General features: G+C 57.2%; 19 protein-coding genes. 9 read left to right on the top strand and 10 right to left on the bottom strand.

Annotated elements, in window-relative coordinates; translation table 11 throughout:
- Positions 1-161: 161 nt before the first annotated feature.
- On the bottom strand, positions 162-2,474 hold the full coding sequence (metE, locus tag HK44_RS21090) for a 5-methyltetrahydropteroyltriglutamate--homocysteine S-methyltransferase (protein ID WP_019693391.1): 2,313 nt from the start codon (positions 2,472-2,474) through the stop codon (positions 162-164).
- A 109-nt stretch (positions 2,475-2,583) separates the two neighbouring features.
- Between metE and metR the strand changes: the two genes are divergently transcribed.
- Positions 2,584-3,501 (top strand): transcriptional regulator MetR, encoded by a 918-nt coding sequence (gene metR / locus HK44_RS21085; RefSeq protein ID WP_019693392.1) that lies wholly within the window; start codon positions 2,584-2,586, stop codon positions 3,499-3,501.
- A 149-nt stretch (positions 3,502-3,650) separates the two neighbouring features.
- Here the strand turns inward: metR and HK44_RS21080 are convergent, their stop codons facing one another.
- The 3 genes from HK44_RS21080 to HK44_RS21070 all read right to left on the bottom strand — a co-directional run bounded on the left by HK44_RS21080 (position 3,651) and on the right by HK44_RS21070 (position 6,189).
- On the bottom strand, positions 3,651-4,154 hold the full coding sequence (locus HK44_RS21080) for a GNAT family N-acetyltransferase (RefSeq protein WP_019693393.1): 504 nt from the start codon (positions 4,152-4,154) through the stop codon (positions 3,651-3,653).
- A 116-nt stretch (positions 4,155-4,270) separates the two neighbouring features.
- Complete coding sequence (locus HK44_RS21075; RefSeq protein WP_019693394.1) at positions 4,271-4,705, bottom strand: NUDIX hydrolase; 435 nt, start codon at positions 4,703-4,705, stop codon at positions 4,271-4,273.
- Positions 4,706-4,854: 149 nt separating this feature from the next.
- Positions 4,855-6,189 (bottom strand): HD domain-containing phosphohydrolase, encoded by a 1,335-nt coding sequence (locus HK44_RS21070; RefSeq protein WP_019693395.1) that lies wholly within the window; start codon positions 6,187-6,189, stop codon positions 4,855-4,857.
- A gap of 263 nt (positions 6,190-6,452) precedes the next feature.
- Here HK44_RS21070 and HK44_RS21065 point away from each other — a divergent pair, with 263 nt between their 5' ends.
- The 7 genes from HK44_RS21065 (at position 6,453) to HK44_RS21035 (ending at position 17,387) form a co-directional block, all read left to right on the top strand.
- Positions 6,453-8,759 (top strand): EAL domain-containing protein, encoded by a 2,307-nt coding sequence (locus tag HK44_RS21065; protein WP_019693396.1) that lies wholly within the window; start codon positions 6,453-6,455, stop codon positions 8,757-8,759.
- Positions 8,756-10,627, top strand: coding sequence for a putative bifunctional diguanylate cyclase/phosphodiesterase (locus tag HK44_RS21060; protein WP_019693397.1), 1,872 nt, complete (start codon positions 8,756-8,758; stop codon positions 10,625-10,627). Before HK44_RS21065 ends, HK44_RS21060 begins: the two co-directional genes overlap by 4 nt.
- Positions 10,628-10,671: 44 nt before the next feature.
- Positions 10,672-11,631, top strand: coding sequence for a cytochrome-c peroxidase (locus HK44_RS21055; protein WP_019693398.1), 960 nt, complete (start codon positions 10,672-10,674; stop codon positions 11,629-11,631).
- Positions 11,628-13,439 (top strand): DAHL domain-containing protein, encoded by a 1,812-nt coding sequence (locus tag HK44_RS21050; RefSeq protein WP_019693399.1) that lies wholly within the window; start codon positions 11,628-11,630, stop codon positions 13,437-13,439. The genes HK44_RS21055 and HK44_RS21050 overlap by 4 nt, the downstream gene beginning before the upstream one ends.
- Positions 13,436-14,842 carry an ATP-binding protein gene (locus HK44_RS21045; RefSeq protein ID WP_019693400.1) on the top strand — a complete coding sequence of 469 codons (1,407 nt, stop codon included), beginning with the start codon at positions 13,436-13,438 and terminating at the stop codon, positions 14,840-14,842. The genes HK44_RS21050 and HK44_RS21045 overlap by 4 nt, the downstream gene beginning before the upstream one ends.
- 99 nt (positions 14,843-14,941) lie before the next feature.
- Positions 14,942-15,742 (top strand): helix-turn-helix transcriptional regulator, encoded by an 801-nt coding sequence (locus tag HK44_RS21040; RefSeq protein ID WP_019693401.1) that lies wholly within the window; start codon positions 14,942-14,944, stop codon positions 15,740-15,742.
- Positions 15,743-15,776: 34 nt separating this feature from the next.
- Positions 15,777-17,387, top strand: coding sequence for an FMN-binding glutamate synthase family protein (locus HK44_RS21035; protein WP_019693402.1), 1,611 nt, complete (start codon positions 15,777-15,779; stop codon positions 17,385-17,387).
- Here the strand turns inward: HK44_RS21035 and HK44_RS21030 are convergent.
- From HK44_RS21030 to HK44_RS21005, 6 genes are all read right to left on the bottom strand, one after another.
- Positions 17,334-19,016: a glycosyltransferase family 39 protein gene (locus HK44_RS21030; protein ID WP_019693403.1), complete on the bottom strand. Its 1,683-nt coding sequence runs from the start codon at positions 19,014-19,016 to the stop codon at positions 17,334-17,336. The genes HK44_RS21035 and HK44_RS21030 overlap by 54 nt on opposite strands.
- Positions 19,017-19,184: 168 nt before the next feature.
- Entirely contained in the window at positions 19,185-20,702 is a 1,518-nt protein-coding gene (locus HK44_RS21025) for a glycosyltransferase family 39 protein (RefSeq protein ID WP_019693404.1), read from the bottom strand.
- 211 nt (positions 20,703-20,913) lie between these two features.
- A complete protein-coding gene (locus tag HK44_RS21020) occupies positions 20,914-21,891 on the bottom strand; it encodes an IS5 family transposase (RefSeq protein ID WP_024264756.1) in 978 nt (325 codons plus the stop codon).
- Positions 21,888-23,396: a glucosyltransferase domain-containing protein gene (locus tag HK44_RS21015; protein WP_024265112.1), complete on the bottom strand. Its 1,509-nt coding sequence runs from the start codon at positions 23,394-23,396 to the stop codon at positions 21,888-21,890. Before HK44_RS21015 ends, HK44_RS21020 begins: the two co-directional genes overlap by 4 nt.
- A 40-nt stretch (positions 23,397-23,436) precedes the next feature.
- The gene (locus HK44_RS21010) at positions 23,437-24,378 is read right to left on the bottom strand and encodes a glycosyltransferase family 2 protein (protein WP_019693406.1); all 942 of its coding nucleotides are present in this window, start codon (positions 24,376-24,378) and stop codon (positions 23,437-23,439) included.
- Entirely contained in the window at positions 24,375-24,749 is a 375-nt protein-coding gene (locus tag HK44_RS21005) for a GtrA family protein (RefSeq protein ID WP_024265111.1), read from the bottom strand. The genes HK44_RS21010 and HK44_RS21005 overlap by 4 nt, the downstream gene beginning before the upstream one ends.
- A 300-nt stretch (positions 24,750-25,049) precedes the next feature.
- Here HK44_RS21005 and HK44_RS21000 point away from each other — a divergent pair, with 300 nt between their 5' ends.
- Entirely contained in the window at positions 25,050-26,174 is a 1,125-nt protein-coding gene (locus tag HK44_RS21000; RefSeq protein WP_019693408.1) for an OpgC family protein, read from the top strand.
- Positions 26,175-26,183: the final 9 nt, after the last annotated feature.

The following is a 26,183-nucleotide window of genomic DNA, read 5'->3' as shown; positions in this document are numbered from 1 at the left end:
CGCTGCCACAGTTACGTGACAGTTTGATGAAGAGTGCTCAACGGTCGGTTGTCGAAATCTATTTGTAGGAGCAAAGCTTGCTCGCGATGAACGATGACGCTGTCCTTCAGACAAACCGCGTTGCCGGCATCGCGAGCAAGCTTTGCTCCTACGAGTCTCCGTCAGGCCAGTTGATTACGCAGTTGGCGCGCGGCGGCGACCATATTCACCAACGCCGCTTCCGTCTCCGGCCAGGCGCGGGTTTTCAGGCCGCAGTCCGGGTTGACCCACAGCCGTTCAGCCGGGATCCGCTGCACGGCTTTGCTCATCAGCTTGACCATCTCGGCCGTGTCCGGCACCCGTGGCGAGTGGATGTCGTAGACGCCCGGGCCGATGTCGTTCGGGTAGTCGAAGGCCTTGAAGGCTTCCAGCAATTGCATGTCCGAACGCGAGGTCTCGATGGTGATCACATCAGCGTCCATGGCGGCGATGGATTTGATCACGTCGTTGAATTCGCTGTAGCACATGTGGGTGTGGATCTGGGTTTCATCGCGCACGCCAGATGCGCTCAAGCGGAACGCGTGCACTGCCCAATCCAGGTATTCCTGCCATTGCGCCCGGCGCAGCGGCAAGCCTTCGCGGAACGCCGCTTCGTCGATCTGGATGATTTTGATCCCGGCCTGTTCCAGGTCGACCACTTCATCGCGCAGAGCCAGCGCCAGCTGTTGCGCCTGGACTTTGCGCGACACATCTTCACGCGGGAACGACCACATCAGCATCGTCACGGGACCGGTCAGCATGCCTTTGATGACCTTGTCGGTCAGGCTCTGCGCGTAGGTGATCCAGTCCACGGTCATGGCCTTCGGACGGCTCAGGTCACCGTAGATGATCGCCGGTTTCACACAACGCGAACCGTAACTCTGAACCCAGCCAAAACGGGTAAACAGGTAGCCGTCGAGTTGTTCGGCAAAGTACTCGACCATGTCGTTGCGCTCGGCTTCACCGTGCACCAGCACGTCGAGGCCAAGACGTTCCTGGATGTGTACCGCGTGGCGGATTTCGCTGTGCATCGCGTCGGTGTAATCATTGGCCGAAAGCTTGCCCTGTTTGAACGACTGGCGCGCCAGACGGATCGATGCGGTCTGCGCAAACGAGCCAATGGTGGTAGTCGGGAAGGCCGGCAGTTTCAGGCGTGCACGTTGCAGCGCAATACGCTTGGCAAACACTGAATGCCGCTGGCTGTCCGCGTCGCGAATGGCACTGATGCGCGCCTGCACCTCGGCTTTGTGGATGCGTGGCGACTGCGCACGACTGGCCTGCACGGCACGGCTCTGCGCCAGCGCAGCCTGGACCTTCGGCGCTTGCGGATCGTTGAGCGCATCACGCAGCACGGCGATTTCACCGCACTTTTGCACGGCGAACGCCAGCCAGCTCTTCAGCTCGGCGTCGAGTGTGTCTTCACGGTCCAGGTCCACCGGGCTGTGCAGCAGCGAGCACGAACTGCTGACCCACAGGTTGTCGCCATAACGCTCTTGCGCCGGTTTCAGCTGTGCCAGTGCCTGTTCCAGCTCGCAGCGCCAGACATTGCGACCGTTGACCAGGCCCACCGACAGCACTTTGTAAGTCGGCAGACGATCGAGTACCTGGCCCAGTTGTTCCGGTGCTCGTACCGCATCGATGTGCAGGCCGTCCACCGGCAGGCTCACGGCCAGCCCGAGGTTGTCTTCCAGACCACTGAAGTAGGTGGCCACGAGTTTCTTCAGCGGCGAATACTGAAGGATGTGGTAGGCGCGCTCGAAGGCGTTTTTCCAGGCTTGCGGCAGGTCGAGGGTGAGGATCGGTTCGTCAATCTGCACCCATTCCACACCTTGAGCCTTGAGGCGATTGAGGATTTCGCCGTACAGCGGCAGCAGGCGCTCAAGCAGATCAAGCTTGTCGAAGTCGTTACCTTTGGTTTTGCCCAGCCACAGGTAAGTCAAAGGGCCGATGATCACCGGCTTGACGCGGTGACCGAGGGCATGGGCTTCGTCGACTTCGTCGAACAGTTGCTCCCAGCTCAGTTTGAACGGCTGGTCAGCGCTGAATTCCGGGACCAGGTAGTGGTAGTTGGTGTCGAACCACTTGGTCAGTTCCTGCGCATATTGCGCCTTCGCAGGCTCAGCGCCGCAGCACCTCGCGCTGGCGCCGCGGGCCATCGCGAACAAGGTGTCGAGGGTCGGCAGGCCCTGCGCATCCCTGGCGCTGTCGAAGCGCTCGGGGATCACGCCAAAGGTCAGTGAGTGCGTCAGCACCTGGTCGTACCAGGCGAAGTCGCCCACCGGCAGCAGGTCGATACCGGCGTCTTTCTGCACTTGCCAGTGTCTGGCCCGCAGTTCACGGCCGACAATTTTCAGCCCGGCCTGATCGAGGTCGCCCTTCCAGTAGGATTCGAGGGCTTTTTTCAGCTCGCGATCGGCGCCGATGCGTGGGAAACCGAGTGTGTGGGCCAAGGCCATGGCATATGTGCTCCGAAGTAAAAGATGGCCCTATTGTCGACAGCCAACCCAACATGAGACAAACTCAACCTTTTCGTGTTGATCACAAAATTTACTCATGGAGCCCCCGGTGCTTGAAATCCGTCACCTGAAGACCCTGCACGCCTTGCGCGAGGCCGACAGCCTGGTCGAAGCCGCCGACCGGCTGCACCTGACCCAGTCCGCCCTGTCCCACCAGTTCAAAGAGCTGGAAGAGCGCATGGGCATGCCGCTGTTCGTGCGCAAAACCAAACCGGTGCGTTTCACCAGCGCCGGCCTGCGCCTGCTGCAACTGGCCGATGCGACCCTGCCGCTGCTGCGCGGTGCCGAGCGCGACATCGCACGATTGGCCGGTGGCACCGCCGGACGACTGCACATGGCCATCGAATGCCACAGCTGCTTTCAGTGGCTGATGCCGACCATCGACCAGTTCCGTGACGCCTGGCCGGAAGTCGAGCTGGACCTGGCGTCGGGTTTCTCTTTCGCCCCGTTGCCGGCCCTGGCCCGTGGTGACCTGGACCTGGTGGTAACGTCCGACCCGCTGGAGCTGGCCGGGATCACCTACGTGCCGTTGTTCACCTACGAAGCGATGCTCGCGGTGGCCAATCAGCATCGGTTGGCGAACAAGCCGTACATCGTCCCGGAAGATTTGCTCAGCGAAACCCTGATCACCTACCCGGTGGAACGCGATCGACTGGACATCTTCACCCGCTTCCTGGAGCCGGCCGATATCGAACCGGCACAAGTACGCACCTCAGAGCTGACGGTGATGATGATGCAACTGGTGGCCAGCGGTCGTGGCGTCTGCGGCATGCCGCATTGGGCGCTGCATGAATACAGCTCACGGGGTTATGTGAAGGCCAAGCGGCTCGGTGAGAAAGGTTTGTTTGCCACGCTATACGCCGGGATCCGCGCCGACATGCTCGACGCGCCGTACATGCGCGACTTTCTGCTGACGGCCAAGGACACCTCGTTCTCGACCCTGGATGGGGTTAGCGCGGTGCGCTGACAGAGATCACACCTGTGGTGAGCGAGCTTGCTCGCGCTCGGCGGCGAAGCCGTCGTAAAGTCAGCGAACGCGGTAAACCTGAAAGAGCGTGGTGGCAGACCTTGGGGCTGCTGCGCAGCCCAGCGGGAGCAAGCTCCCTCGCCACAGCGTCAGGCCGGGACTTCGCGCCACATGTGGATCTTGTCGAAGTACTCTTCGCCAACCCGCACCGCCAACGGTTCGAGCCCGAACTGCACGAAACCGCAACGCAGATACAACGCCAATGCGGCGTCATTGCCCGCGGTGACGGTCAATTGAATCAGTTTCAACCCCGGCCGCCCCCGAGCCTCAGTGAACAGCGCCTCAACCAGTTGGTAGCCGAGCCCGCGCTGTCTGGCCGTGTCCGACACATACAGGCCAAACAGCGTTGACTTGTGCCGGGCTTTTTCCCGTGCCTCGAAGGCCAGGCCGACAATACCCACCAGTTCGCCGTCTTCAAATGCGCCGAACAGCACATCCAGCGGGCTGGTCAAGCGTGACTCCCACCAGCTCAATGGCATTACCGCACGCTCGCGGACACTCGACGTGAACGCCTGCGGGTGACGGTCATAGGCCTCAAGCATCAGCGCCCGGTAAGCGAGTGCATGGCTGGCATCGAGTCGTTGGATTGCCATGTGCTTCAGGCCATGCGCCGGCCCGGTGTCACCACCAGCACCAGCAGCAGCGAGGCCGCCGCAAAAATCAACAGATCGTGGGTTGGAATCATGACGCAGTCCTTGTCATTGAGCAGTCAGGCCGGAGCCGTCAGGGAGGTTCGATAAAACGGCAGGATCAGGTCCCGTGTCAATGGCGCCAGGATGAGATCAACGACATTGTGCGGATCAACCCACAACACTTCTTCGATCTCTGCTGCCGGGGTGACCTGTTGCTGGATATCCAGCTGAAAAATCTCGGCGTCGACCACACACCCCGGTTCATTGGCGGCGGGCGCAGAAAATTTGCCCAGATAGCTCGCTTGAGTGGTGTCGATGACCAAACCCAGTTCTTCTTCCAGCTCGCGGGCCAGCGCATCGACCGGTTGCTCACAGGCCTCGACCTTGCCGCCCGGCTGCATGAAGGCCTGGGTCCCGCGCTTGCGTACCAGCAGGGTTCGGCCGTCCGGGCCGATCAGCAAGGCAGCGGCAATGTGGATAATGCGCGGTGAAACAGGGGATGAAAGCGTCATGGATCAACGATGGCCTTGGACAAAAGAGCCAAGGATCACATGAGTGCAGGTTCTGCGTCACCTCGAAAAAACCAGCGCCGCGCAAGGAGCTGCCGCCGGCTGCGATCTTTTCATTACACAGATCAAAAGATCGCAGGCTTCGCCAGCGCCTACGCGGAGATAGCTGTTTCAGGTTCCTCGGGCACATGGACAAATACACTGTACCTGGCGCCCTCCATGGCTTCGAAAGCGATGAGTTTTTCCACCAGCGGGCCATTGAGCACCTTGCCGGCATTGAGCAGCAGCATGCCGTTGTCGGCATTGAGGTTGCGCGCCAGCACCATCCCGGCCGCCAGATCGCGGGTGCTCAGCACCTTGACCGTCGGATCGCCGAGGGTGATATCACGCTGGTACGTAGCGCAGACCTGAACGAAGTCCTCCACCAATTCCGGGTCGTAGAGACGCCCGGTGTATTTGCGGATGAACAGCAGCGCTTCATCGCTGTTCATGTTTCGCTCAAGAATCAGCCCGCGCTGTAATTCGATAAAGTCCACGGCCAGCTTCAGCAGGCGCGAACCCAAAGGGATTGCCTCCCCCTTGAGGCGATCGGGAAACCCGCTGCCGTCCCAGCGTTCCTGATGGTGCAGGATCAGGCGTGCGGCATCCTTCATAGGCTCAAGCGTCATCAACAGCGACTCGCTCTGTTTCGGATATCCGCGATACAACTCCCGTTCGGCGTGATGCAACAGGTCCGAAGGGGCCGTCATCATGCTGTCGGTCCAGCTCAGCTTGCCGATGTTGTAAAGCGCCGCCGCCATGGTCAGGTCTCGGCTGCTGGCCTCATCCAGCCCATGGGTCTGGCAGTAGATACGCACCAGATCGATGATTTGCCGGTTGGTTTGCTTGGCCGGTGGCAGACGCAGATTGGCCAGCAGCGAAAACACTTCGGTGCCGGTAACATAGCTGTGCTTGAGTTCTTCAAAGGCCAGATCGAGCATGTCGGCGGTCTGCTGCAGCTCCGCGGTACGCGCTGCCACACGTTTTTCCAGGGACACGTTGAGCCGCTTCAACTCCTCGTTCTGATCCCACGTCAACTGCACCAGACGCAGCCGCTCGCGCTCGGAGCGTTGATACGCCAGCGACTGACGCAACGTCAGCAGCATTTCCTCGTCGTTCCAGGGTTTGCTGATGTAACGGTGAATCTGCCCCTCGTTGATCGCCTTGATGATCATCGACAGGTCGGCATACCCGGTCAGCAGGATGCGCACGGTATCGGGATAGCGCTCGTGGATGTGCGTCAGCAGGGTCGCACCGTCCATGTTGGGCATGCGTGCGTCGGTCATCACCAGATCAACCGGTTGCTGCGCCATGATCTCCAGCGCCTGGGCGCCGCTTGCGGCCAGCAGCACTTCATAGGGTTGACCGCGCAACAGCCGGCGCAGGCTATTGAGGATCGATTCTTCGTCATCAACCAGTAACACTCGGGGTTTAAGCAGCTCATCCATGGCATTACCTCAGCTGAAACAGGCCAGTCGTATTGTGAGCACCCAAGGGAATTCCCCTTCCTCCATGGGCCTGAACTACAGGCTAGACGGTTTTTCAGCACAGTTCGCAATAGATTTGCCACACAGCAGGCGGCGAACTCGACAGTCGCAGACTATGCTCTGGGCACCTGGATCCAATATCCGCGCCCATAGCACACTGCGATCAGGAAGGGATGCCGTATGAACACAACGCTGCGAGGGCTCATTTGCAACGGTGCATTGCAATGAAGACACCGTTTGCGCAGAAAAACCGGCGGATCCTGATCGTCGACGACACCGACTCTATCCATCAGGACTTTGCCAAGATCCTCAGCCCCCACGCGCTCGACGATGATGCGCTGAGCAGCGCCGAAGAGGCCCTGTTCGGCACGCAAGTCGTGGCTTCGGACCCGGGGTTTGTACTCGACAGCGCCTTTCAGGGCCGGGAAGCCCTGGCCAAGGTCGAAGCCGCTCTGGCCAAGGACCTTCCGTATGCGATGGCCTTTATCGACATGCGCATGCCGCCCGGCTGGGACGGTCTGGAAACCATCGAACGGCTCTGGCAGGTCGATCCAAAGCTGCAAGTCGCGTTGTGTACCGCGTATTCCGACTATTCCTGGGACGATATCGCCGAACGGCTGGAACTCGGCGATCGCCTGCTGATCCTGAAAAAACCCTTCGATGCCATTGAAATCCGGCAGATGGCCAGCACCCTGACCGTCAAATGGCAAATGACCGAAGAAGCCGCATTAAAAATGAACCTGCTGGAGCAGGCGGTCGAAGAGCGAACCCGCGAGCTGTCCGACGCCAATATCATCGTGCAGAACAGCCCGACCATTTTGTACCGGCTGCGCGGCGAACCCTCGTTCCCCTTGATGTACATCTCCCACAACATCACCAAATTCGGTCACGTGGCAGCGCAATTGGTGGCCTCCGCAAACTGGGCTCAGGAGCTGATTCATCCCGAGGACCAGGGCAAGGTCGACAACGCCATGGCGCGGATACTTGGCAGGGACGCTGCCGGGGCATCCATCGAGTTTCGTCTGCGCACCGGCACCGGCGACTGGCGCTGGGTCGAAAACCGCTACGTGCCGGTGCGTAACCAGGACGGACGCCTGCTGGAGGTCGAAGGCATCATCATCGACATCACTGAACGCAAGCTGGCCGAAGAGAAAATCGCCCTGTTGGCACGTACCGACGGGCTGACCGGGCTGGCCAACCGCGCGACGCTTCTCGAACGTCTGCACCAGGCATTCGCTGCCGCGCGTCGGGGGGCGGCAACATTCGCCGTGTTTTACCTGGACCTCGATCATTTCAAACGCATCAACGACACCCTTGGCCATCCCATCGGGGATTTGCTGTTGCAGGACGTTGCCCGACGCATCAAGGCCTGTGTCCGCGAAAACGACATTGTGGCGCGTCTTGGTGGTGACGAGTTTGTCATCGTGCAGCTCGACGCCGGCGACCCGACACAGTCGGCGGCCCTGGCGGGCAAGGTCCGCGATGAGCTGGTGCGGCCCTACACACTCGACGGCAACAACGTGCGGGTTTCGGTCAGCATTGGCATCAGCACTTACTCCAGTACCAGCTTGAGTGCCGAGAGTCTGTTGGCTCAAGCCGACATGGCGCTGTACCGCTCCAAGGAAAAAGGCCGCAACCAGTACCACTTCCACTCCAAGGAAATCAATCAGGAAGTACTCGACCGGGTGTCGATTGCCAAGGATTTGAAACAAGCCATCGAGCAAAACCAGCTTGAACTGCATTACTTGCCCGAAGTCGACCTGAGCACCGGGAAGATCCTCGGCATGGAAGCCCAGGTTCGCTGGAGTCATCCAGAACGAGGAATGCTGGAGCCCGAGATGTTTCTTCCCGCAGCGGAAAAAACCGGCGTGATCATCGCGCTTGGGCACTGGTTGCTGGATCGCGCTTGCCAGCAAATGCGTCAGTGGCGCGACGAAGGCATGGCGCCCCCGGTGATTGCGATCAAGCTTTCGCTGGCCCAGCTCAAGAGCGGTCCTGACCTGATCTACGACGTGCTGCGCACCACAGCCCTGTGGAACCTCTGCCCCTGGGACCTGCGCTTCGACGTTACCGAAGCGACGCTGGCACAAACCAAGTGGACCCATAACGATGTGCTGCCCCGCTTACGTGAGCTAGGGGTGAAAATAGCCATCGATGACTTCGGCACCGAGTACTCCTCGTTCGACTACCTCAAGACCTATCGGGTCAATCACCTCAAACTTGCCCAGGCTTTCATCGACACCGCGACCCGCGATCCCGCCAGCGCCACAACCCTGCGCGCGATCATCAATTTTGCCCGCGAAGTGGGCATCGGCATTATTGCCGAGGGCGTCGAGACCCAGGAACAGCGCAGCTCGCTGATCTCCACCGGCTCGCCAATGAACGCCCAGGGCTATTACTTCAGCAAAGCCGTCAGCAGCCAGCAGGCAGCGGCGTTGCTGATGGCCGGCAGCATCGTGCCACCGACCTTCCCCGGCGCAACGAACCCGCGGCTCGAAGACTCACCCTATCCACCGGAGGACCGGGGATGAAACCATCGCTCGCCCCCACCAACCGGCGCATCCTGATCATCGATGACATGCCTTCGATCCATCAGGACTTTCGCAAGATTCTCAGCCCCGATGTGCCGGACGAGCAGTCGCTGGCCGGCACCGAAGAGCTGTTATTCGGTACTGAACAACGCGCTCGCCCGACGTTTCTCCTCGACTCGGCCTACCAGGGAGAAGAAGCACTGGAACTGGTCAAACGTGCCCAGGCCGAAGGCAGGCCCTATGCCCTGGCGTTTACCGACATGCGCATGCCACCGGGTTGGGACGGTCTGGAGACCATCGAGCGACTCTGGGAGGTCGACCCACACCTGCAAATCGCTTTGTGCACCGCCTTCTCTGACTACACCTGGGAAGCGATGGCCGAACGCCTGGCGTTCGGCGACCAGTTGCTGGTGCTGAAAAAGCCTTTCGACAGCCTGGAAATCCGCCAGATGGCCAGCGCCCTGACCTGGAAATGGCAGATGGCCCAGGACGCCGCGATAAAAATGCTCAGCCTGGAGCGAACCATCGAAGACCGCGTTCAGGAGCTGCTCAAAGTCTCCCATCTGTTGCAATACGATGTACTCACCGGCCTGCCCAACAGCACTTTGTTGGGTGATCGACTGACTCAGTCCCTGGCCCTTTCACGGCGGCACGACAAACAACTGGCGGTGATATTTCTGGGGTTGGACCGCTTCAAGCGTATCAACAACGCACTGGGGCATCCGGTTGGCGACGAAATGCTCAAACGGGTCGGCCAGAGCCTCGTGTCCACGGTGCGTGAATCCGATTCGGTGTTTCGCTACGGTTCCGACGAGTTCGTGGTGATCCTCGCGGACATCCAACATCCCCAGCAAACCAAAGGCATCGCCGAAAAGCTGCTGAAAGCCGTCAACACCCAACAGCACATTGCCGGCCATAACCTGAGCGTGACCGCCAGCCTGGGTATCAGCATCTACCCGAACGACGGCCTGGATGCCGTGCCGCTGATCAAGAAAGCCGAAACCGCGATGCACAACGTCAAGGAGAGAGGCCTTAACGACTTCAGCTTTTTCATCGACGACATGAATCAGCGCGCCCGTGAGCAGCAAAGCATCGAATCCGGCCTGCGCCTGGCACTGGAGCGCGACGAGTTCGTCCTGCATTACCAACCCAAACTTGATTTGCGTTCCGGCAAAGTGGTTGGTGCAGAAGCCTTGGTTCGCTGGCTGAAACCCGGTCACGGGTGGGTGTACCCAACGGATTTCATCGGAGTGGCCGAGGACAGTGGGCTGATCGTTCCCCTGAGCAAATGGGTATTGACCCAGGCCTGCCAACAGGCCCGTGCCTGGCAACTGGCCGGATTGCCAGCGATCAGCATGTCCGTCAACGTTTCGGCCATCGACTTCCGTCAGCGCGATTTTGTCGACGGTATCGTACAGATCCTCGAACTGACCAGCTTCGACCCAACGCTGCTGGAGCTCGAAATCACTGAAAGCGTGCTGATGCAGAACGTCGAGGCCACCGTGCAAACCCTGCACGCCATCAAGTCATTGGGCGTGCGCCTGGCAATCGATGACTTCGGCACCGGTTACTCCAGCCTGAGCTACCTGCGACGGTTCCCGATCGATGTACTGAAAATCGACCAGTCATTCGTTCGCGGGCTGAGCACCGACAACAACGACGCTGCGCTGGTCAGCGCCATCATCAGCCTGGGCAAGAGCCTCAACCTCAATATCATCGCCGAAGGCGTGGAAACCCTGGAGCAGCTCGACTTTCTCAAGGCCCTTCAGTGTGAGGAAGGCCAGGGTTACCTCTTCAGCAAAGCCGTGCTCCCCCAGGAATTCGTACAGTTGCTCACCGACAGGCAACAGGCACCACCGCGCACGTAGACCGACGCCCCAACAGTGCAGGCACCCGGCAAAGGAATTATCAGATGTCGCCCTATGGATTCACGCTGCTCACCACACTGATGCTCGGACTCGGCCTGACGGCGAGTGCCGAGCCTTTGGACGAACCCCTCAAACCGTTGCCACCGGCACCTGCGCAAGACCCTCAACGTCTCGAACTGGGTCGTCAGCTGTTCAACGAAACGCGGTTGTCGGTCAACAACAGCCTGTCCTGTGCCAGTTGCCATCACCTGGAAAAGGGCGGCGCCGATGACAAGAAATTTTCCATCGGTTTCAACGGCCAGCCGCTGACCGTCAATACCCCCAGCGTGTTGAATGCCAGCCTGAACTTCAGGCAGTTCTGGAACGGTCGCGCCGCGACCCTGGAAGAACAGGTCCACGCAGTGGTGGAAAGTCCCACTGAAATGGGCAGCAACTGGGAACACGTGGTGCAAATGCTGTCCACTGACCCGGCCTACCGTTCGGCGTTTGGCAACGCTTACCCCAATGGGGTTACGGCGGCCAATGTGCAAAATGCCCTGGCCACCTACGAGCGCACTTTGCTCAGCGCCAATTCGCGTTTCGACCAGTACCTGCTGGGCAACACCGACATTCTCAGCCTCGATGAAAAATACGGTTACCAACGCTTCAAGGACTACGGCTGCATCGCTTGCCATCAAGGGGTAAACATCGGCGGCAACATGTTCCAGAAGTTCGGGGTGATGGGCGATTACTTCCAGATGAGGGGCAATCTGACCGAATCGGACCTGGGCCGTTACCTGGTGAGCAAGGACGAGGAAGACCGCAACGTGTTCAAGGTCCCCAGCCTGCGCAACGTCGCGGTGACCGCGCCGTACTTTCATGACGGCACGGCAAAAACCCTCGAAGAAGCCGTTGATGTGATGTTCAAGTTCCAGCTGGGACGCGTCCCTTCCGAAAAAGACAAGGCCCTGATCATCAAATTCCTCAAGACCCTGACCGGCGAGTGGGGAGGCAAACCCTTATGAAAGTGTCCCGTCGACTCAGTCTGCTGTTGCTCACTGGCATCACCTTGTTGCTCGCCTCCACGCTGGTGTTCCTCTACATCAAGGCCAGCACCGACCAGGCCTCAAGCTATTCCGACGCTCGAGACCTGATCGGCCGGATGAAACAACTCAACGCTCAATGGGAAACCGAGATCTTCAAGGCCAGGATCGCCATCAGCCACAACTACGATCCGCTGGTCGCCCCCCTGACCGAAATGACTCGCCTGTGGCAACAATTCGAGGCGATCGAACCCGGCCACGAACGCACAGACTCAGCAATCTGGCAGGCCCGATATGACGCCTACCTCACCTTGCTCAAGGAAAAGACCCGCCTGGTAGAGCAGTTCAAGTCCCACAATGCGGTATTGCGCAACTCCCTGGCCTTCTTGCCGACCGCCGAAGACGACATCCAGAACCAGCTCACCCACCTCCCGGACTACGACAAACTGCAACTGCAGAACATCGCTACCGACACCTACGACCTGTTGCTCAGCAGCCTGGAGTTCGCCCAGGTCACCACTGACGACAGGGCCGCCGACATTCTGCTAGGCCAGAACAAAATGGCGGTGAACAAACCGCGCCTGCCCGAAGAGCTTCATGAGCCGATAGATATTCTGAGCAACCACATCGCGTTGATCCTGCGCGAACAACCGATCGTCAACAGCCTCCTGACGCGGATCGAAGCGCTACCGCTGGCTGCGCGCCTGGACGATATCACCGACCTGTTCAATAAAGACGAGCAACTGATCGACACCAACGAGCAGCGATACCACCTGTACATGCTGGTGTTTTCAGCGCTGCTGGTTCTGCTGTTGCTGTATTTGACCCTCCGGCTCCTACGCAGTTTTGCGGAAATCAACCGCGTCAACAGGGACCTGCACGCGGCCAATGAAAGCCTGGAACAACGGGTCGAAGAGCGCACCCGTGAACTCAAGGACACTCAAAGCGAACTGCTGGACACCGCACGCCAGGCCGGGATGGCCGAGATCGCCACCAACGTGCTGCACAACGTCGGCAATGTGCTCAACAGCGTGAATATCTCCGCCGACCTGGTCACCCGCAAACTGCGCAACAGCAAGGCGCTGGGGCTGGGCAAGGCGATGCAGCTGATCAACGAGCATCACGGTGATCTCGGCCACTTCATCACCGAAGACGAAAAAGGCAAATTGCTGCCCGGTTACCTGAATCAACTGGTGGAAGCCATTGCCCTTGAGCAGCAAGGCATTAGCGACGAACTGGCGCAATTGAGCAAAAGCGTTGACCACATCAAGGACATCGTTGCCACCCAGCAGTCCTACGCCGGGGCCAACAGCCTGATGGAGCCGCTGCAAGTCAGCGAACTGCTCGAAGACGCCCTGCGCATGAACTCGGGCGCCCTGACCCGCCACCACGTCACCGTGGTCAAGGACTACGCCGAAGTGCCCACGGTCATGGGCGATAAACACCGGATGCTGCTGATCCTGATCAACCTGATCAGCAACGCCAAATACGCCATGTCCGACCTCAGCGACCGCCCCCGGGAAATGACCCTGGGGGTCAAGGTGGTCGACGACGCCACGCTGCAGGTCAGCGTCAAGGACGAAGGCGAAGGCATCTCGGCCGAAAACATGACCCGGATCTTTGCCCACGGTTTTACCACGCGCAAGGAAGGTCACGGTTTTGGTTTGCACAGTTGCGCCCTCGCGGCCATCGAGATGAATGGCCACCTGACAGCCCACAGCGACGGTCCGGGAAAAGGTGCACTGTTCACCTTGAAAATCCCCTTGAAAATCGCCGAAGGTGAAACATGAGCGAGTCATCGAATCGACGCATCCTGCTGATTGACGACACACCGTCGATCCATGACGACTTTCGCAAGATCCTGACACCTGAGCTGCCGCAACACGGCGAACTGGAAGAGATGGAGTCGGCGCTGTTCGGCACGCAAATCAAAACGACGAGCACCCGCTTCGAGCTGGACTCGGCCTATGCTGGCCAGGAAGGCTTGAGCAAACTGGTCCAGGCCCGGCACGATAATCGCCCCTATGCACTGGCGTTCGTCGACATGCGCATGCCCCAGGGCTGGGATGGCGCCGAAACCATCGAGCATTTATGGCAAGCCGATCCGCGTTTGCAGGTGGTGGTCTGTACGGCCTATTCCGACTACTCCTGGGATGACCTGTTCAATCGCTTGCAGGCCCACGATCGGCTGCTGATCCTGAAAAAACCCTTCGACAACATCGAAGTCCAGCAGATGGCCAATACCCTGACCAGTAAATGGGACATGACCGAACGCGCCAGCGTGCAACTGGATCAGTTGGGGCACCTGGTCGAACGACGGACTCGGCAGTTCCAGCAAGCGAGCGTCGAACTGCAACAGGAGATCGACGAGCGCAAACAACTCGAAAGCCAGTTGATACAGTCGGAAAAACTCGCGTCACTGGGGCAACTGGCGGCGGGTGTCGCTCATGAAATCAACAACCCCATCGGCTTTATTTCTTCGAACCTCGGCGCCCTGGAGGGTTACTTCAAGCAGTTGCAGAGCATGCTCGACGCCTATCAGGGGGCCGAAGAAGCCATTGGCTCCTTTGAGCTTCTCGAACGGCTCCAAACGTTGCGTAAAGCAGTGGAGCTGGACTTCCTGCGTGAAGACATTCCGCTGCTGATCAAGGAGTCCAAGGACGGTATCAACCGGGTCGGGCAAATCGTCAGGGACCTGAAGGACTTCTCACGCGCAGATACCAGCCAGGAGTGGCAGTCGGTCAATCTGCAAACGGGTATTGATTCGACGCTGAACATTGTCGCCAACGAACTCAAGTACAAGGCCGATGTAATCAAGCACTATCAGACGCTTCCCGAGATCGAGTGCCTGCCCTCGCAGATCAATCAGGTGATCATGAACCTGATCGTCAACGCCGCCCAGGCCATGGGCCCCGAACGCGGGACCATTACCCTGAGTAATGGGGTTGCCGGGGAAAAAGTCTGGATTGAGGTGGCGGACACTGGCTCAGGCATCGCGCCCGAATGCCTGCTGAAAATCTTTGATCCCTTCTTCACCACCAAACCGGTGGGCCAGGGGACCGGATTAGGCCTGTCATTGTCCTATGGCATTGTGAAAAAGCATCGTGGCGACATTACCGTGTGCAGCGAAGTCGGGGTGGGCACCACCTTTCGGATCGAACTGCCAATCCGCCAGTCAAACCTCGTCACCTGAAAGATCGTCCGGCCGCGCTCGGACGATCTTTCGACAATTGCCCGACCAGTCTCTGTACGCCAGTATGCACGGCAGCAATTGGCCGATAGGGATCGACGAATGAAACTCTCGCTGGAAGACATCGCCTGGCACCGCTCGGTCGGGCAGTTGATTGACGCCTTGGACAAACCCAATTTCTGGGCGCAACTGCTGCGCCTGCTGAATCAGTACGTGACCTTCGACAGCTGGGTGGCGCTGCTTTTCAATGACGATCAACACCCGCAGGTATTCGCCGAAAGCCCGAGCGAGGACGGCAGCCCGGACCCGCTGTTTCAGGACTACCTCATGGGGTTGTTCCTGCTGGACCCCTTCTACATCGCCTGCCGCGAACAATCGCGCACCGGTCTCTATCGCCTGTCCGAAGTGGCGCCGGAGCATTTCGAACTGACCGAGTATTACCAGCGCTACTTTCGTCTGAATGTGGTGGCCGACGAAATCCAGTTCAATTGCCAACTTGAGGGCGTCCGTACGCTGTGCCTTTCGCTGGGTAGCAAGCAGCGGTTCAGCAGCGAACAAATAGCCCTGCTGTCACTGATCCAGCCATGGGTGTCGAGCCTGCTGCGTCAGCGCCTGCCGTTTGAGATCAATGAAACACTGACGCCTGCACAACCGGCCCAACACAGCGACTGGCGCATCCGCCTCGAAGCTTCGGTGAAACAGCTCAAGGGCGCACAACTGACAGCCCGAGAGCTGGACGTCGGTCGCTGGATGCTCAGCGGTTGCTCCAGCAAGGAAATCGCTCGTAAGCTGGAAATCTCTGCCGAAACCGTGAAAGTCCATAAGAAACACATTTACAGCAAGCTGGGGATCAAATCCCAGTCCGAACTGTTCTCTATCTTTCTCCAGGCACAAAATGCCTGACGGAACCTGATGAGTCCGAACCCAAGGAAACCGTATGAGCCTGTCACTCCTGAGCCGCTACGCCTTCTTTGCCGTCTGTGTGATTTTCACCTTCGCCAGCCTGCCGTTTCTTGAATACGACTGGCTCTGGCCAATCTCCATCGTCACCGGCCTGCTGAGCCTGCTGGGTATTTTCGACCTGCTGCAAAGCCCCCACGCGGTACGCCGCAACTACCCGATTCTGGGCAATATCCGTTATCTGGTCGAAGGTATTCGCCCGGAAATCCGCCAATACCTGCTCGAATCCGACAGCGACGCCCTGCCCTTCTCCCGGGCCCAGCGTTCGTTGGTCTATTCGCGAGCAAAGAACGAAAGTGCCGACAAACCCTTTGGTACGCTGATCGACGTGTACCAGTCGGGTTTCGAGTTCATCGGCCATTCGATGCGCCCGGCGCCCGTGAGTGATCCGAGCAATTTCCGGGTGGCCGTTGGTGGCCCGCAATGTACAAAACCGTACTCGGCCTCAGTCTTCAACATCTCGGCCATGAGCTTCGGCTCGCTGAGCGCCAACGCGATTCGCGCCCTCAACCAGGGCGCCAAACTCGGTAACTTCGCCCATGACACCGGCGAAGGCAGCATCAGCCCCTACCACCGCGAACACGGTGGCGACCTGACCTGGGAACTGGGCAGCGGCTACTTCGGCTGCCGCACCGCCGACGGACGCTTCGACCCCGAACGCTTTGCCGCCCAGGCTCAGGACCCGCAGGTACGGATGATCGAAATCAAAATGAGCCAGGGCGCCAAGCCTGGTCACGGCGGCATCCTGCCCAAGCATAAAGTGACCCAGGAAATCGCCGACACTCGCGGCGTTCCGATGGGCCAGGACTGTGTGTCGCCGTCCCGCCACAGCGCATTTTCCACGCCGATCGAAATGATGCACTTCATCAAGCAACTGCGTGAGCTGTCAGGCGGCAAACCGGTAGGCTTCAAGTTCTGCCTCGGCCACCCTTGGGAATTCATGGGCATTGCCAAGGCCATGCTGGAAACCGGCATCCTGCCGGACTTTATCGTGGTCGACGGCAAGGAAGGCGGTACAGGCGCTGCGCCGGTGGAGTTCACCGACCACATCGGCGTGCCGATGCGTGAAGGCCTGCTGTTCGTGCATAACACCCTGGTGGGCCTGAACCTGCGGGACAAGATCAAACTCGGCGCCAGCGGCAAAATCGTCAGCGCCTTCGACATCGCCAGCGTCCTGGCGATTGGCGCCGACTGGGCCAACTCGGCCCGCGGTTTCATGTTTGCCATCGGCTGCATCCAGTCGCAAAGTTGCCACACCAACAAGTGCCCGACCGGCGTCGCCACTCAGGACACCCTGCGCCAACGCGCATTGGTGGTACCGGACAAGGCCCAGCGCGTGTTCAACTTCCATCGCAGCACCCTCAAGGCCCTGGCCGAAATGCTCGCCGCGGCAGGCCTCGAACACCCGTCGCAGCTATCGGCCAAACACCTGGTACGGCGCATGTCAGCGACCGAGATCAAACTGTTCTCCCAATTGCACGTGTTCCTCAAACCCGGCGAGTTGCTGACCGGGGAAGTGAACGGCGAGTTCTATTCACGGATGTGGCAGATGGCGCGGGCTGACAGTTTTGAGGCCAATGTCGTGTAATGCATACTCGCGATTATCAGGTGGCTGGGTAGCACAGCCGCCGCTGGTGGTTTGCTCTGCCCAGGCGCGGGTTACATAGAGTCGGAGCTCCATGTCCCCCACGCCTTGCGCGAACAGGCACTGCCAATTGCCTGGAAAGTGGTTTTCTTCATCCGCCAGGCGAGTCGATGTCACCCACCACACTCGCTTGATCTCGGGCGATACGCTGACAAGGTTGTCGAGAAAGACTTTATCCCGGTCCTGGTAAATCAATGTGGACGCGCCATAACCGTTAGGTCGGTGAGCCGTGCTGTTATCCCAGGGCGCCTGAAACAGCCAGGGTTGAATGTCCGAGCGATTGTAGTAAGCAACGCTGTAATACCAGTACGCACCATCCACAATAATGTTATCGCCTGCGATCGCGTTCTCATTGATACGCGACACAATATCGTCAAGCGGATACTGGGATGCGTTGCGCGGATCATCCAGATCATCTTGTTGTTGATAGATTGTATTGAGTCCCAAGAGTTGAACACCGACCATCAACAGGACAGATATCCACGCCAGGGCACGCGTACTACGGGCAAGCCGGCTGATTGCCAACGCCGCAATCATCGGCAAGCCCAGCGCCGCAAATGCCATGTACCGTTCAACAAAGATGGGGAAACCGAATGACACCACAAAGACAATCAATACCGGCAACAACACGTAGATAACCAGTAACAGCTCAAGTTTCAACCGGCTTCTTTCCTTGAGACCGACCCACACCACCGATGCCATCACCAGTGCCGGCAGCAGTACATAAACCGGGCTGGCAAACTCCAGTCCACTCTTCACCGTTAAAAACTTCCAGACCGCTGAAGGCAACGTATACACCGTCAATTCAGGTATCCAGAAAATATCCCCTCCGGTCTTCAGCTTCTCCGTATTCAAGAACAGCTCATTGCCCAGACTGATCAACCAGGGAATATAAAAAATAACGATGGCCACATTCACGACCCACCACATTGGCCGCGAAAGGTAGTGAAGTGTTTGATCTCGCTGAAGACGCAAGACAACGAGGTATAACCAGTGCGACAGCAGACATAAAACAGCCAGGTAATGGGTGTATAACGCAGCCGTCATGAGCACGAGATAGCTCATCAGGTATCGGTTGCGAGCGCTTTGAAGCCAATAGACCAAGGCGATGGTTGCGCCCAGCAGCCATACCCCCTCCAGCGTGTACATCCGGGCTTCCTGGCTGTAGCGAACGGATATCGGCAACAAGGCCAGAAACAACCCGGCCAGCAAGGCCACCCTCGGCGTGCTGATCAATCGCATCAGCCACATACCCAACGCGACTGTCGCAACCCCCGCGAGCGCACTCAGGGCCCGAATCGCAAACACCCCCTCACCAAAAACCGCCATCCAGGCATGGAGCACTAAAAAATACAGCGGCGGATGAACGTCATGCCCCAGGTGAAACCAGATACGCCCCGGCGACTGAACCCCCACCAACGCCGAGAACGCTTCATCGGTCCAGAAATAAGGAAGGCTGATGCAATAAAACCGAACAACAATCGCCAGCATCATGACCAGCACCCACCCACCGTTATCTACCGATGAGCGCAGGGATAGAAACCCCGTATCGTCACGACGCAAAAAACGCATATTTTCTCCCCCAACAACGTAAACCTGATAAAGACAGGTGCCTGTCCACGGACGACTCACCGTCATCGTGAATCCGTGGTTACGCTAATCGCTCTCGATACAACGACCGGCGGTCATGGGTAAAGGCTAGCTAACGGGGCTATTCGGATTGGTTTTTTTTTAGGTTTTTCACGGAAACCCGGGGCTCACTGCAAATAACCGGACGTCTCCATCCCCTTGGGTAAAGGTATCGAGCAGCCGCCAGCTTTCAGGGATAACGACCTGTTGCGCTCCGTCACCACGGCCGTCCAGCACCCACACCCGACCTGAGCCTGGCGTCAGGCGTTCAAGGTTATCGAGATAGACCTTATCTGCATTTTGTTGAGTCAGTGTCGAGGTTAGATAACCGTCGGGACGTCCGGAGGTACCGTCCTTTTGGGGTGGCGTATAAAGCATGGGGGTCACGCCGGTCTTGTTGTAGTAAGCAAAGGGATAGTAAAGAAACCTGTTGGCAACCACGACACCGTCATCAGGTCGAGCAGAGACGTTGATGTATTCTGCCAATGCATCGACCTTGTTGACTTCGGCATACACAACATGGCCCCGTTGATGAACGTTATATAACCCGACACTTTCCATTGACACTATTAATAGCAACAGGACGATAAACAACGTTTTTGCGCGCCCCCACACTGCATCCAGTGCCACCGCCAGGATCATCGGAAAACCCAGCGCAGCAAACACAAAATAACGGTAAACAAACAGTGGTCGAACCAGTGAGACCCCTGCAATCAATACCAACGGAAACCAGGTATAGATGACGAGCAGCGTGCTGAGTTTTCTCTCACTCGTGTCCCGCATGACAATCATTGCTGACACCAGCAACATCAATAACGGCACACTGTAGAACATCCAGATTGATTCTTTGGGCCCATCGCTATAACTCACAAACTGCCAGAGCGCTGACACCACCGTAGAAACATCCAGCGGCGCTATCCAGTTAAACCCGGAAAATCTCAACTGGTTCATCAGGCTCGGAACCCAGGGCATGAACAGTAAAATCACCGCCCCATTGGCCATCCACCCTGCAGGCGCTAACAACTTGCTCTGACACCTCAATACCAAAAGCCCGGCCCAGTGTGACGCCATGCACACAGCGGCAAAATAGTGGGTATAAAGTCCTGCAACCATCAGCAATGCATAGACGCCAAGCGGCCAATGACCGCCTGAGCCTTTTACCCAGTAAACGAAGGCAATCGTTGCGCTAACCATTAACAGCGCAAGCAACGCATACATGCGAACTTCCTGGCTGTAGCGTACCGCTATGGGCAGCAACGCCAACATGATTCCGGCGAGCATCGCCGCCCGTCGCGTACTGACCAGGCAAACCAGCCAGATGCCCATCCCGACGGTGACGACGTCCGCCAGTGCGCTCAGGCTTCGAGCAGCAAAAACGCCATTTCCGAACACATTCATCCATTCATGCAACAGCAGATAATACAGCGGCGGGTGCACATCCCGGGCCGTATGGAACAGGATTTGAGAAGGCGAATAAGAACTCAACAGCAAGGTAAACCCTTCATCGGCCCAGACAGCGGGTTGGCTCAAGGCGTAAAAACGCACCCCTGCCGCCACGAGAATAATCAGCAGTATCCAGCACGTACTCTGGAGCGTACGGACATTCGAGCCATCGACTTCCCTTACCATTTATCCTCTCCAGAAGCGGGAACTTCTTTCATAACGATAAAGCCATAATCACCAATCAGGTACATAGGGAAGTTCTGAAGTACCCACCGATTTTTGATGCCTTCTCTGCGTGAGGTTCAAAAAACGCTGATTTGGTCGAAAAGCAGACCTTTCCACTCTTTAATTCATGATTTTTCCTCTAATCGCGCTGTTTCAGGGCGATTAGCCCGCATTACAGGCGCACCTCTCCTGCATTCAACAATCGTTTTCGCACCATCCACAAGTTCGACAAGGCGAACAACGTCGTCTGTTGAGCGATGTTTTTCGTCAGACCACGAAAGCGCACTTTCGTATAGCCAAACTGGCGCTTGATCACTCGAAATGGGTGCTCAACCTTGGCTCTGACTTGCGCTTTCGCATACTCAATTCCGCGTAGCGCACTGCCGATCACCGTGTCTTTGCCATGCTCTTTGTACGAACTGGGCCGTGCAGAAATCGACCAGATCATCTTGCGATCCTGATGTTCCGGGCGCTTCTGCACCCCGGTGTAACCGGCATCGCCACAGACGTGAACCTCTTCCCCATGAAGCAGTTGATCCACTTGTGTCACGTCCGCCACGTTGGCAGGAGTACCGACCACGCTATGAACCAAGCCCGAATCCGCATCGACGCCAATGTGGGATTTCATTCCAAAATAGTACTGATTTCCTTTCTTGGTCTGATGCATCTCGGGATCGCGTTTCTTGTCTTTATTCTTGGTTGAGCTGGGGGCATGAATGATCGTCGCATCCACTATCGTTCCGTGGCGCAACATCAATCCACGCTCACCCAGATAACCGTTGATAACCTGCAAAATCCCGCCCGCCAGGTCATGCTTCTCCAGCAAGCGGCGGAAGTTGAGGATCGTGGTTTCGTCAGGAATTCGATCCAGATGCAGCCCTGCAAACTGACGCAGGATCATCGTTTCATACAGCGATTCCTCCATCGCCGGATCGCTGTAGCCGAACCAGTTCTGCATCAGATGAACCCGCAACATGGCCAGCAACGGATACGCCGGACGACCGCCTTCACCCTTTGGATAATGCGGTTCGATCAAGGCAATCAACCCCTTCCAGGGCACGACTTGATCCATCTCGATCAGGAAGCGCTCACGGCGGGTTTGCTTACGTTTGCCGGCATACTCGGCATCGGCGAAGGACATCTGTTTCATCGGGGCTCAACCGGTCGATTCGTGTGAGGGGGTATTTCACCAGAGTTGGAAGTCTTTTTCAGAGTTTCCATAGAGTAAAACTTGCTGTCCACCACAGGGACGTACCCTTGATACCCTACCAGCGTCGCATTTCTCCGTTCATTTTCAATAACGACATTGGTAATTCCCGCCCTCAGAAAATTTTCCGACAGCATGTAAAAATCAATATTGAGTATGTATTTCAGCACCGGAATCTGTTCAAAACTCCCCTTGGCGCCTAACAACCAACTGTTTGAATAGTTTATTGCCATGTATATCCGCTTTGCTTCGCGCAAGCGCTGATGGGAAGCAATATCATAGGCCATACTGAATTCAGCATTCAGCCCAAACTCTTTCTGCAAATTCAGTACCCGTCCATACGCATACGACATCGAAAGCATACTGAGCAACGGCACAATCAATGCAACACCGAGCCTGGCGTCAACCGTCACCAACCACTGATGAGCCAGGTAAAACAAAAACACCAGCAGCACGCCAAAACCCAACAGGGTTCTGGCACCCTCATTGAAAAACCTGAACAACAGGGCCGAACCTGACACCAGAAAAAACAAAAATACAATCATGAGAAAATACAAAAAAAACAGAAGCATCTTATTTAACGACGTCTCTTTCCCCTGGGTGATAGTTCGCCCAACCCGCCCTCCCCCAACGACCGAAAATAACACTACCACCCACGCCAGCCAACGATTCCCTCCCTGAAAAAGCAATCCGATTTTTCCGACTAATACACCTACATTGTTCAGGATCAGCAATAGCCCGCTCGCATTGAACGGAATCATCTCCAGGCGCTCATGGGTCATGAGTGGATAAGCCAACAGAAAATAAATGATCAAGCCTGCGACCCACTGCAAGGCTTTCACTCCTGCCATTGATAATAAACAGGCAAGGGACTCCTTATTATTAATACCTCTGACGAACTCGATGCAGCACAACCCCAAAAACACATTGATACTCAGTTGATACAAACTGAGCCCCGCTGCAATCAATACACCGGGAACCAGTACCTGAACGACGCCAGCTTTGTGTTGAAATGCCATTGCATAGATCACCGCCACCAGGCTCAACGCCGTTGCCGGCCCGTCATATTGATAAGATAAATTTTGTAGAAAAAACGGGTTGTACCACAGTGGCAGGAGCACCAGACAGCAGGAGACGGTGGGAGTTTTGTAGTAATGCTTCGTCAGTTTCGTCAAGGCAAACGCCATGGCAAACGTGGCGATCAGCAAGGGTAAGGGAAACATATCGGGCGCGCCCGAGGTGAAGCTCAAGGCGTTGTAAAACAGCTCGACCAGTAACCGCCCCTGCCCCGCCCAGCCTGTACCGGCCGCCAAGGACCGCCAGTTATCGTCTATATAGTAATAATCAACCAGTATCAGAGGGAGCACGTAAACAACAGTGGCAAGTAAAAAAAACACAAACACTTCACGGCCGAGCAACTCCCTACTTAATACACTCGCCACTTTCATTTTGGCGCTCCTTTCCCGGCCAGGGCCTCAGCTGTTTTTTTTACGATTCGCGCTTACCTTTGCCACCCACAATATCTTTCACCACGTACCTCGGTCGGTGTTTCGATTCAATATAGATCCGCCCCACATATTCACCCAATATGCCAATACCAATCAGTTGAACACCGCCCAGGAATAGAATGGCGGTCATCAACGAAGGGTAACCGGGTACGTTATTACCGAAGAAAATCTTGTCCAGCACCATGTAAATGGCATAGACAATTGCAAACAGGGAAATCGCGCTACCGACATATGTCCACAACTGCAAGGGCACCGTGCTAAAAGAGGTAATCCCTTCCAGCGCCAGATTCCACAGTTTCCAGATGTTGAACTTGGTGGTGCCCGCCACGCGTTCGGCCCGTTCGTATTCAACGACTGCGGTATTGAAACCCGCCCACGAGAGAATGCCCTTCATGAACAACCGATGCTCCGGGAGCGTGCGAATCACGTTCACGACCTTGCGGTCCATCAACCGAAAATCACCGACGTTTTCCTCTATCCGGGTATAAGCAATCCGGTTCAACAGGTGATAGAACAGTGCGGCGCTGTGCCGTTTCATATAGCTGTCGGCGGTGCGATCGTGGCGCTTGGCAAGTACCACATCAGCCCCGTTCTGCCACTCCCGGATCAACAGGGGGATCACACTGATCGGGTCCTGCAAATCGACATCCATCGGTATCACCGCATCGCCGGTGGCATACTCCAACCCGGCAAATAACGCCGGCTCCTTGCCGAAATTGCGCGAAAAATTGATGACCAGCACATGCTCGTCAGCCAACGCGATGGCTTTGGCCTGCGCTGCCGTCTGGTCGGAACTGCCGTCATTGATGAACACGATCTCGACGTCACAATCAGCGATCGACAGTTCCTGACGAACCGCCTGATAAAACAGGTTAATTGCCTGTTCTTCATTGAACACGGGAACAATCAGCGAGATCTTCACCGCTCACGCCCTCGAAAAATGAAATATTTCGAGTAAAAAAAACCGCAGACCAGGCTGATACCCGAAAAGACCACCAACGTTATCAACCCCGGCAACAGTAACTGATCCGCCCCATACCCCACGCCATAACTCAACAGCCCCATGAACCCGACAAACAGCAAATACCGTGGAACACTGGTTCTTTGTTTGAAGGTGTATCGCGCATTGGCATAAAAGGAAAATGAAACAGCCAGACAAAAGCCCGTGAAGTTACTGGGTGCCTGACGAAAACTCATGACCGTGTGCAGAACAAAAAACGTCGACCAGTGGATCAACGTATTAAGCAGGCCAACCGACACGAATCTGGGGAAACCGTGAAATGCGGCTCTCATGTCCATTGCGTTTGATTCCAGTCTGAACACCTGCCCCCGTAGAAAGCTTGGCACCCTTGACCCGCTTGTCTATTTTCCAGTCAACAAATAGACCAATGGCCAAAAGGCTGTTCTAAAAGCTCGCTTGAGCCATCAGCGATGTGTCCCGCCCCTGCTGCTCCCGCGGCCGAGACATCCGGTAATAGCCCGCCTTTGCAATTGCCACCAAATCACGCCACCCTGCGCGCCGCCGATGTGCGGCGCACACCCTTTTGCGCCACTGCCCCCCCTTTACTCACACCTGTTCAAGAGCCCGTTGTCATGACCCAAGGACGCGACCTTCGCATCGATTTCTTTCGCGGACTGGCACTGATCTTCATTTTCTGGGATCACGTACCACACAACCCTCTTGCCCATTTCACAGTGCGCAATTTCGGTTTCAGCGATGCGGCAGAGATCTTCGTGTTTCTGGCGGGCTACGCGGCGGTGCTGGCCTACGGCAAGATTGCCCGACGCGATGGTTTGCTGATTGCGACGGTGAAAATCCTGCGCCGCGCCTGGGTGCTGTACGTGGTGCATATTTTTCTGTTGGCGGTGCTGATGGGCATCGTGTTCTTCGCCAACAGCCACGTGGAAACCCGTGACCTGGTGCAGGAAATGGGCCTGCAATACTTCCTCAGCAACACGCAACAGGCCTTGATCGATGAGTTGCTGCTGCGCTTCAAACCCAACCTGATGGACCCGTTGCCGTTGTACATTCTGCTGTTGCTCGGGCTGCCGCCGGTGCTGGCGATGCTACTGCGCAAGGCCGAGTACGTGGTCGGGTTGTCGGTGGTGCTGTACATGCTGGCGCCGTGGTTTCAATGGAACCTGGCGGCCACCGACGGTGGCGTGTGGTTCTTCAATCCGATGGCCTGGCAGTTGCTGTTTATCCTCGGGGGTGCAGCGGCGATTCACGGTCAGCGCCCCGCTGTACCGGACACCCGCACCTTGCCACATCAGCCACTGTTTGTTGCGGCAGCGACCTATCTGCTGGTTACCGGGCTGATCGCAGTGTCATGGAAATGGCCGACGGTGCATGACGCGTTCATGCCCCGGATGCTTGGCGAATGGCTGTACCCGATCAGCAAGACCAACCTGTCACCGGCGCGACTGCTGCACTTTCTAGCGATGGCCTACGTCATCGCCAAGCTCTTGCCCAACAGTGGCTGGACGCAAAACTGGCTGGCGCGGCAATGCTGCCGCATGGGCCGTTATTCGCTGGAAGTGTTTTGTTTGGGGGTGCTGCTGGCGCCACTGGCGGACATGCTCAACTCGCTGGCCGGGGATGCGTTGGTCATGCAGATTTTCAGCGCCCTGTTGGGGGCGGGATTGATGGCGGTACTGGCAGCGTGGCTGGACTGGAACAAACGGCAGAGCCGACCGGCGCACGTGGCCGCGGTTTAGATGATCAAA

The sequence above is a fragment of the Pseudomonas fluorescens HK44 genome (assembly GCF_000217955.3).
In the GTDB taxonomy this organism is placed as follows: Bacteria; Pseudomonadota; Gammaproteobacteria; order Pseudomonadales; family Pseudomonadaceae; genus Aquipseudomonas; species Aquipseudomonas fluorescens_AQ.
Note: the sequence above shows the minus strand (reverse complement) of the source record. Positions and strands in the feature narration are given on the sequence as shown.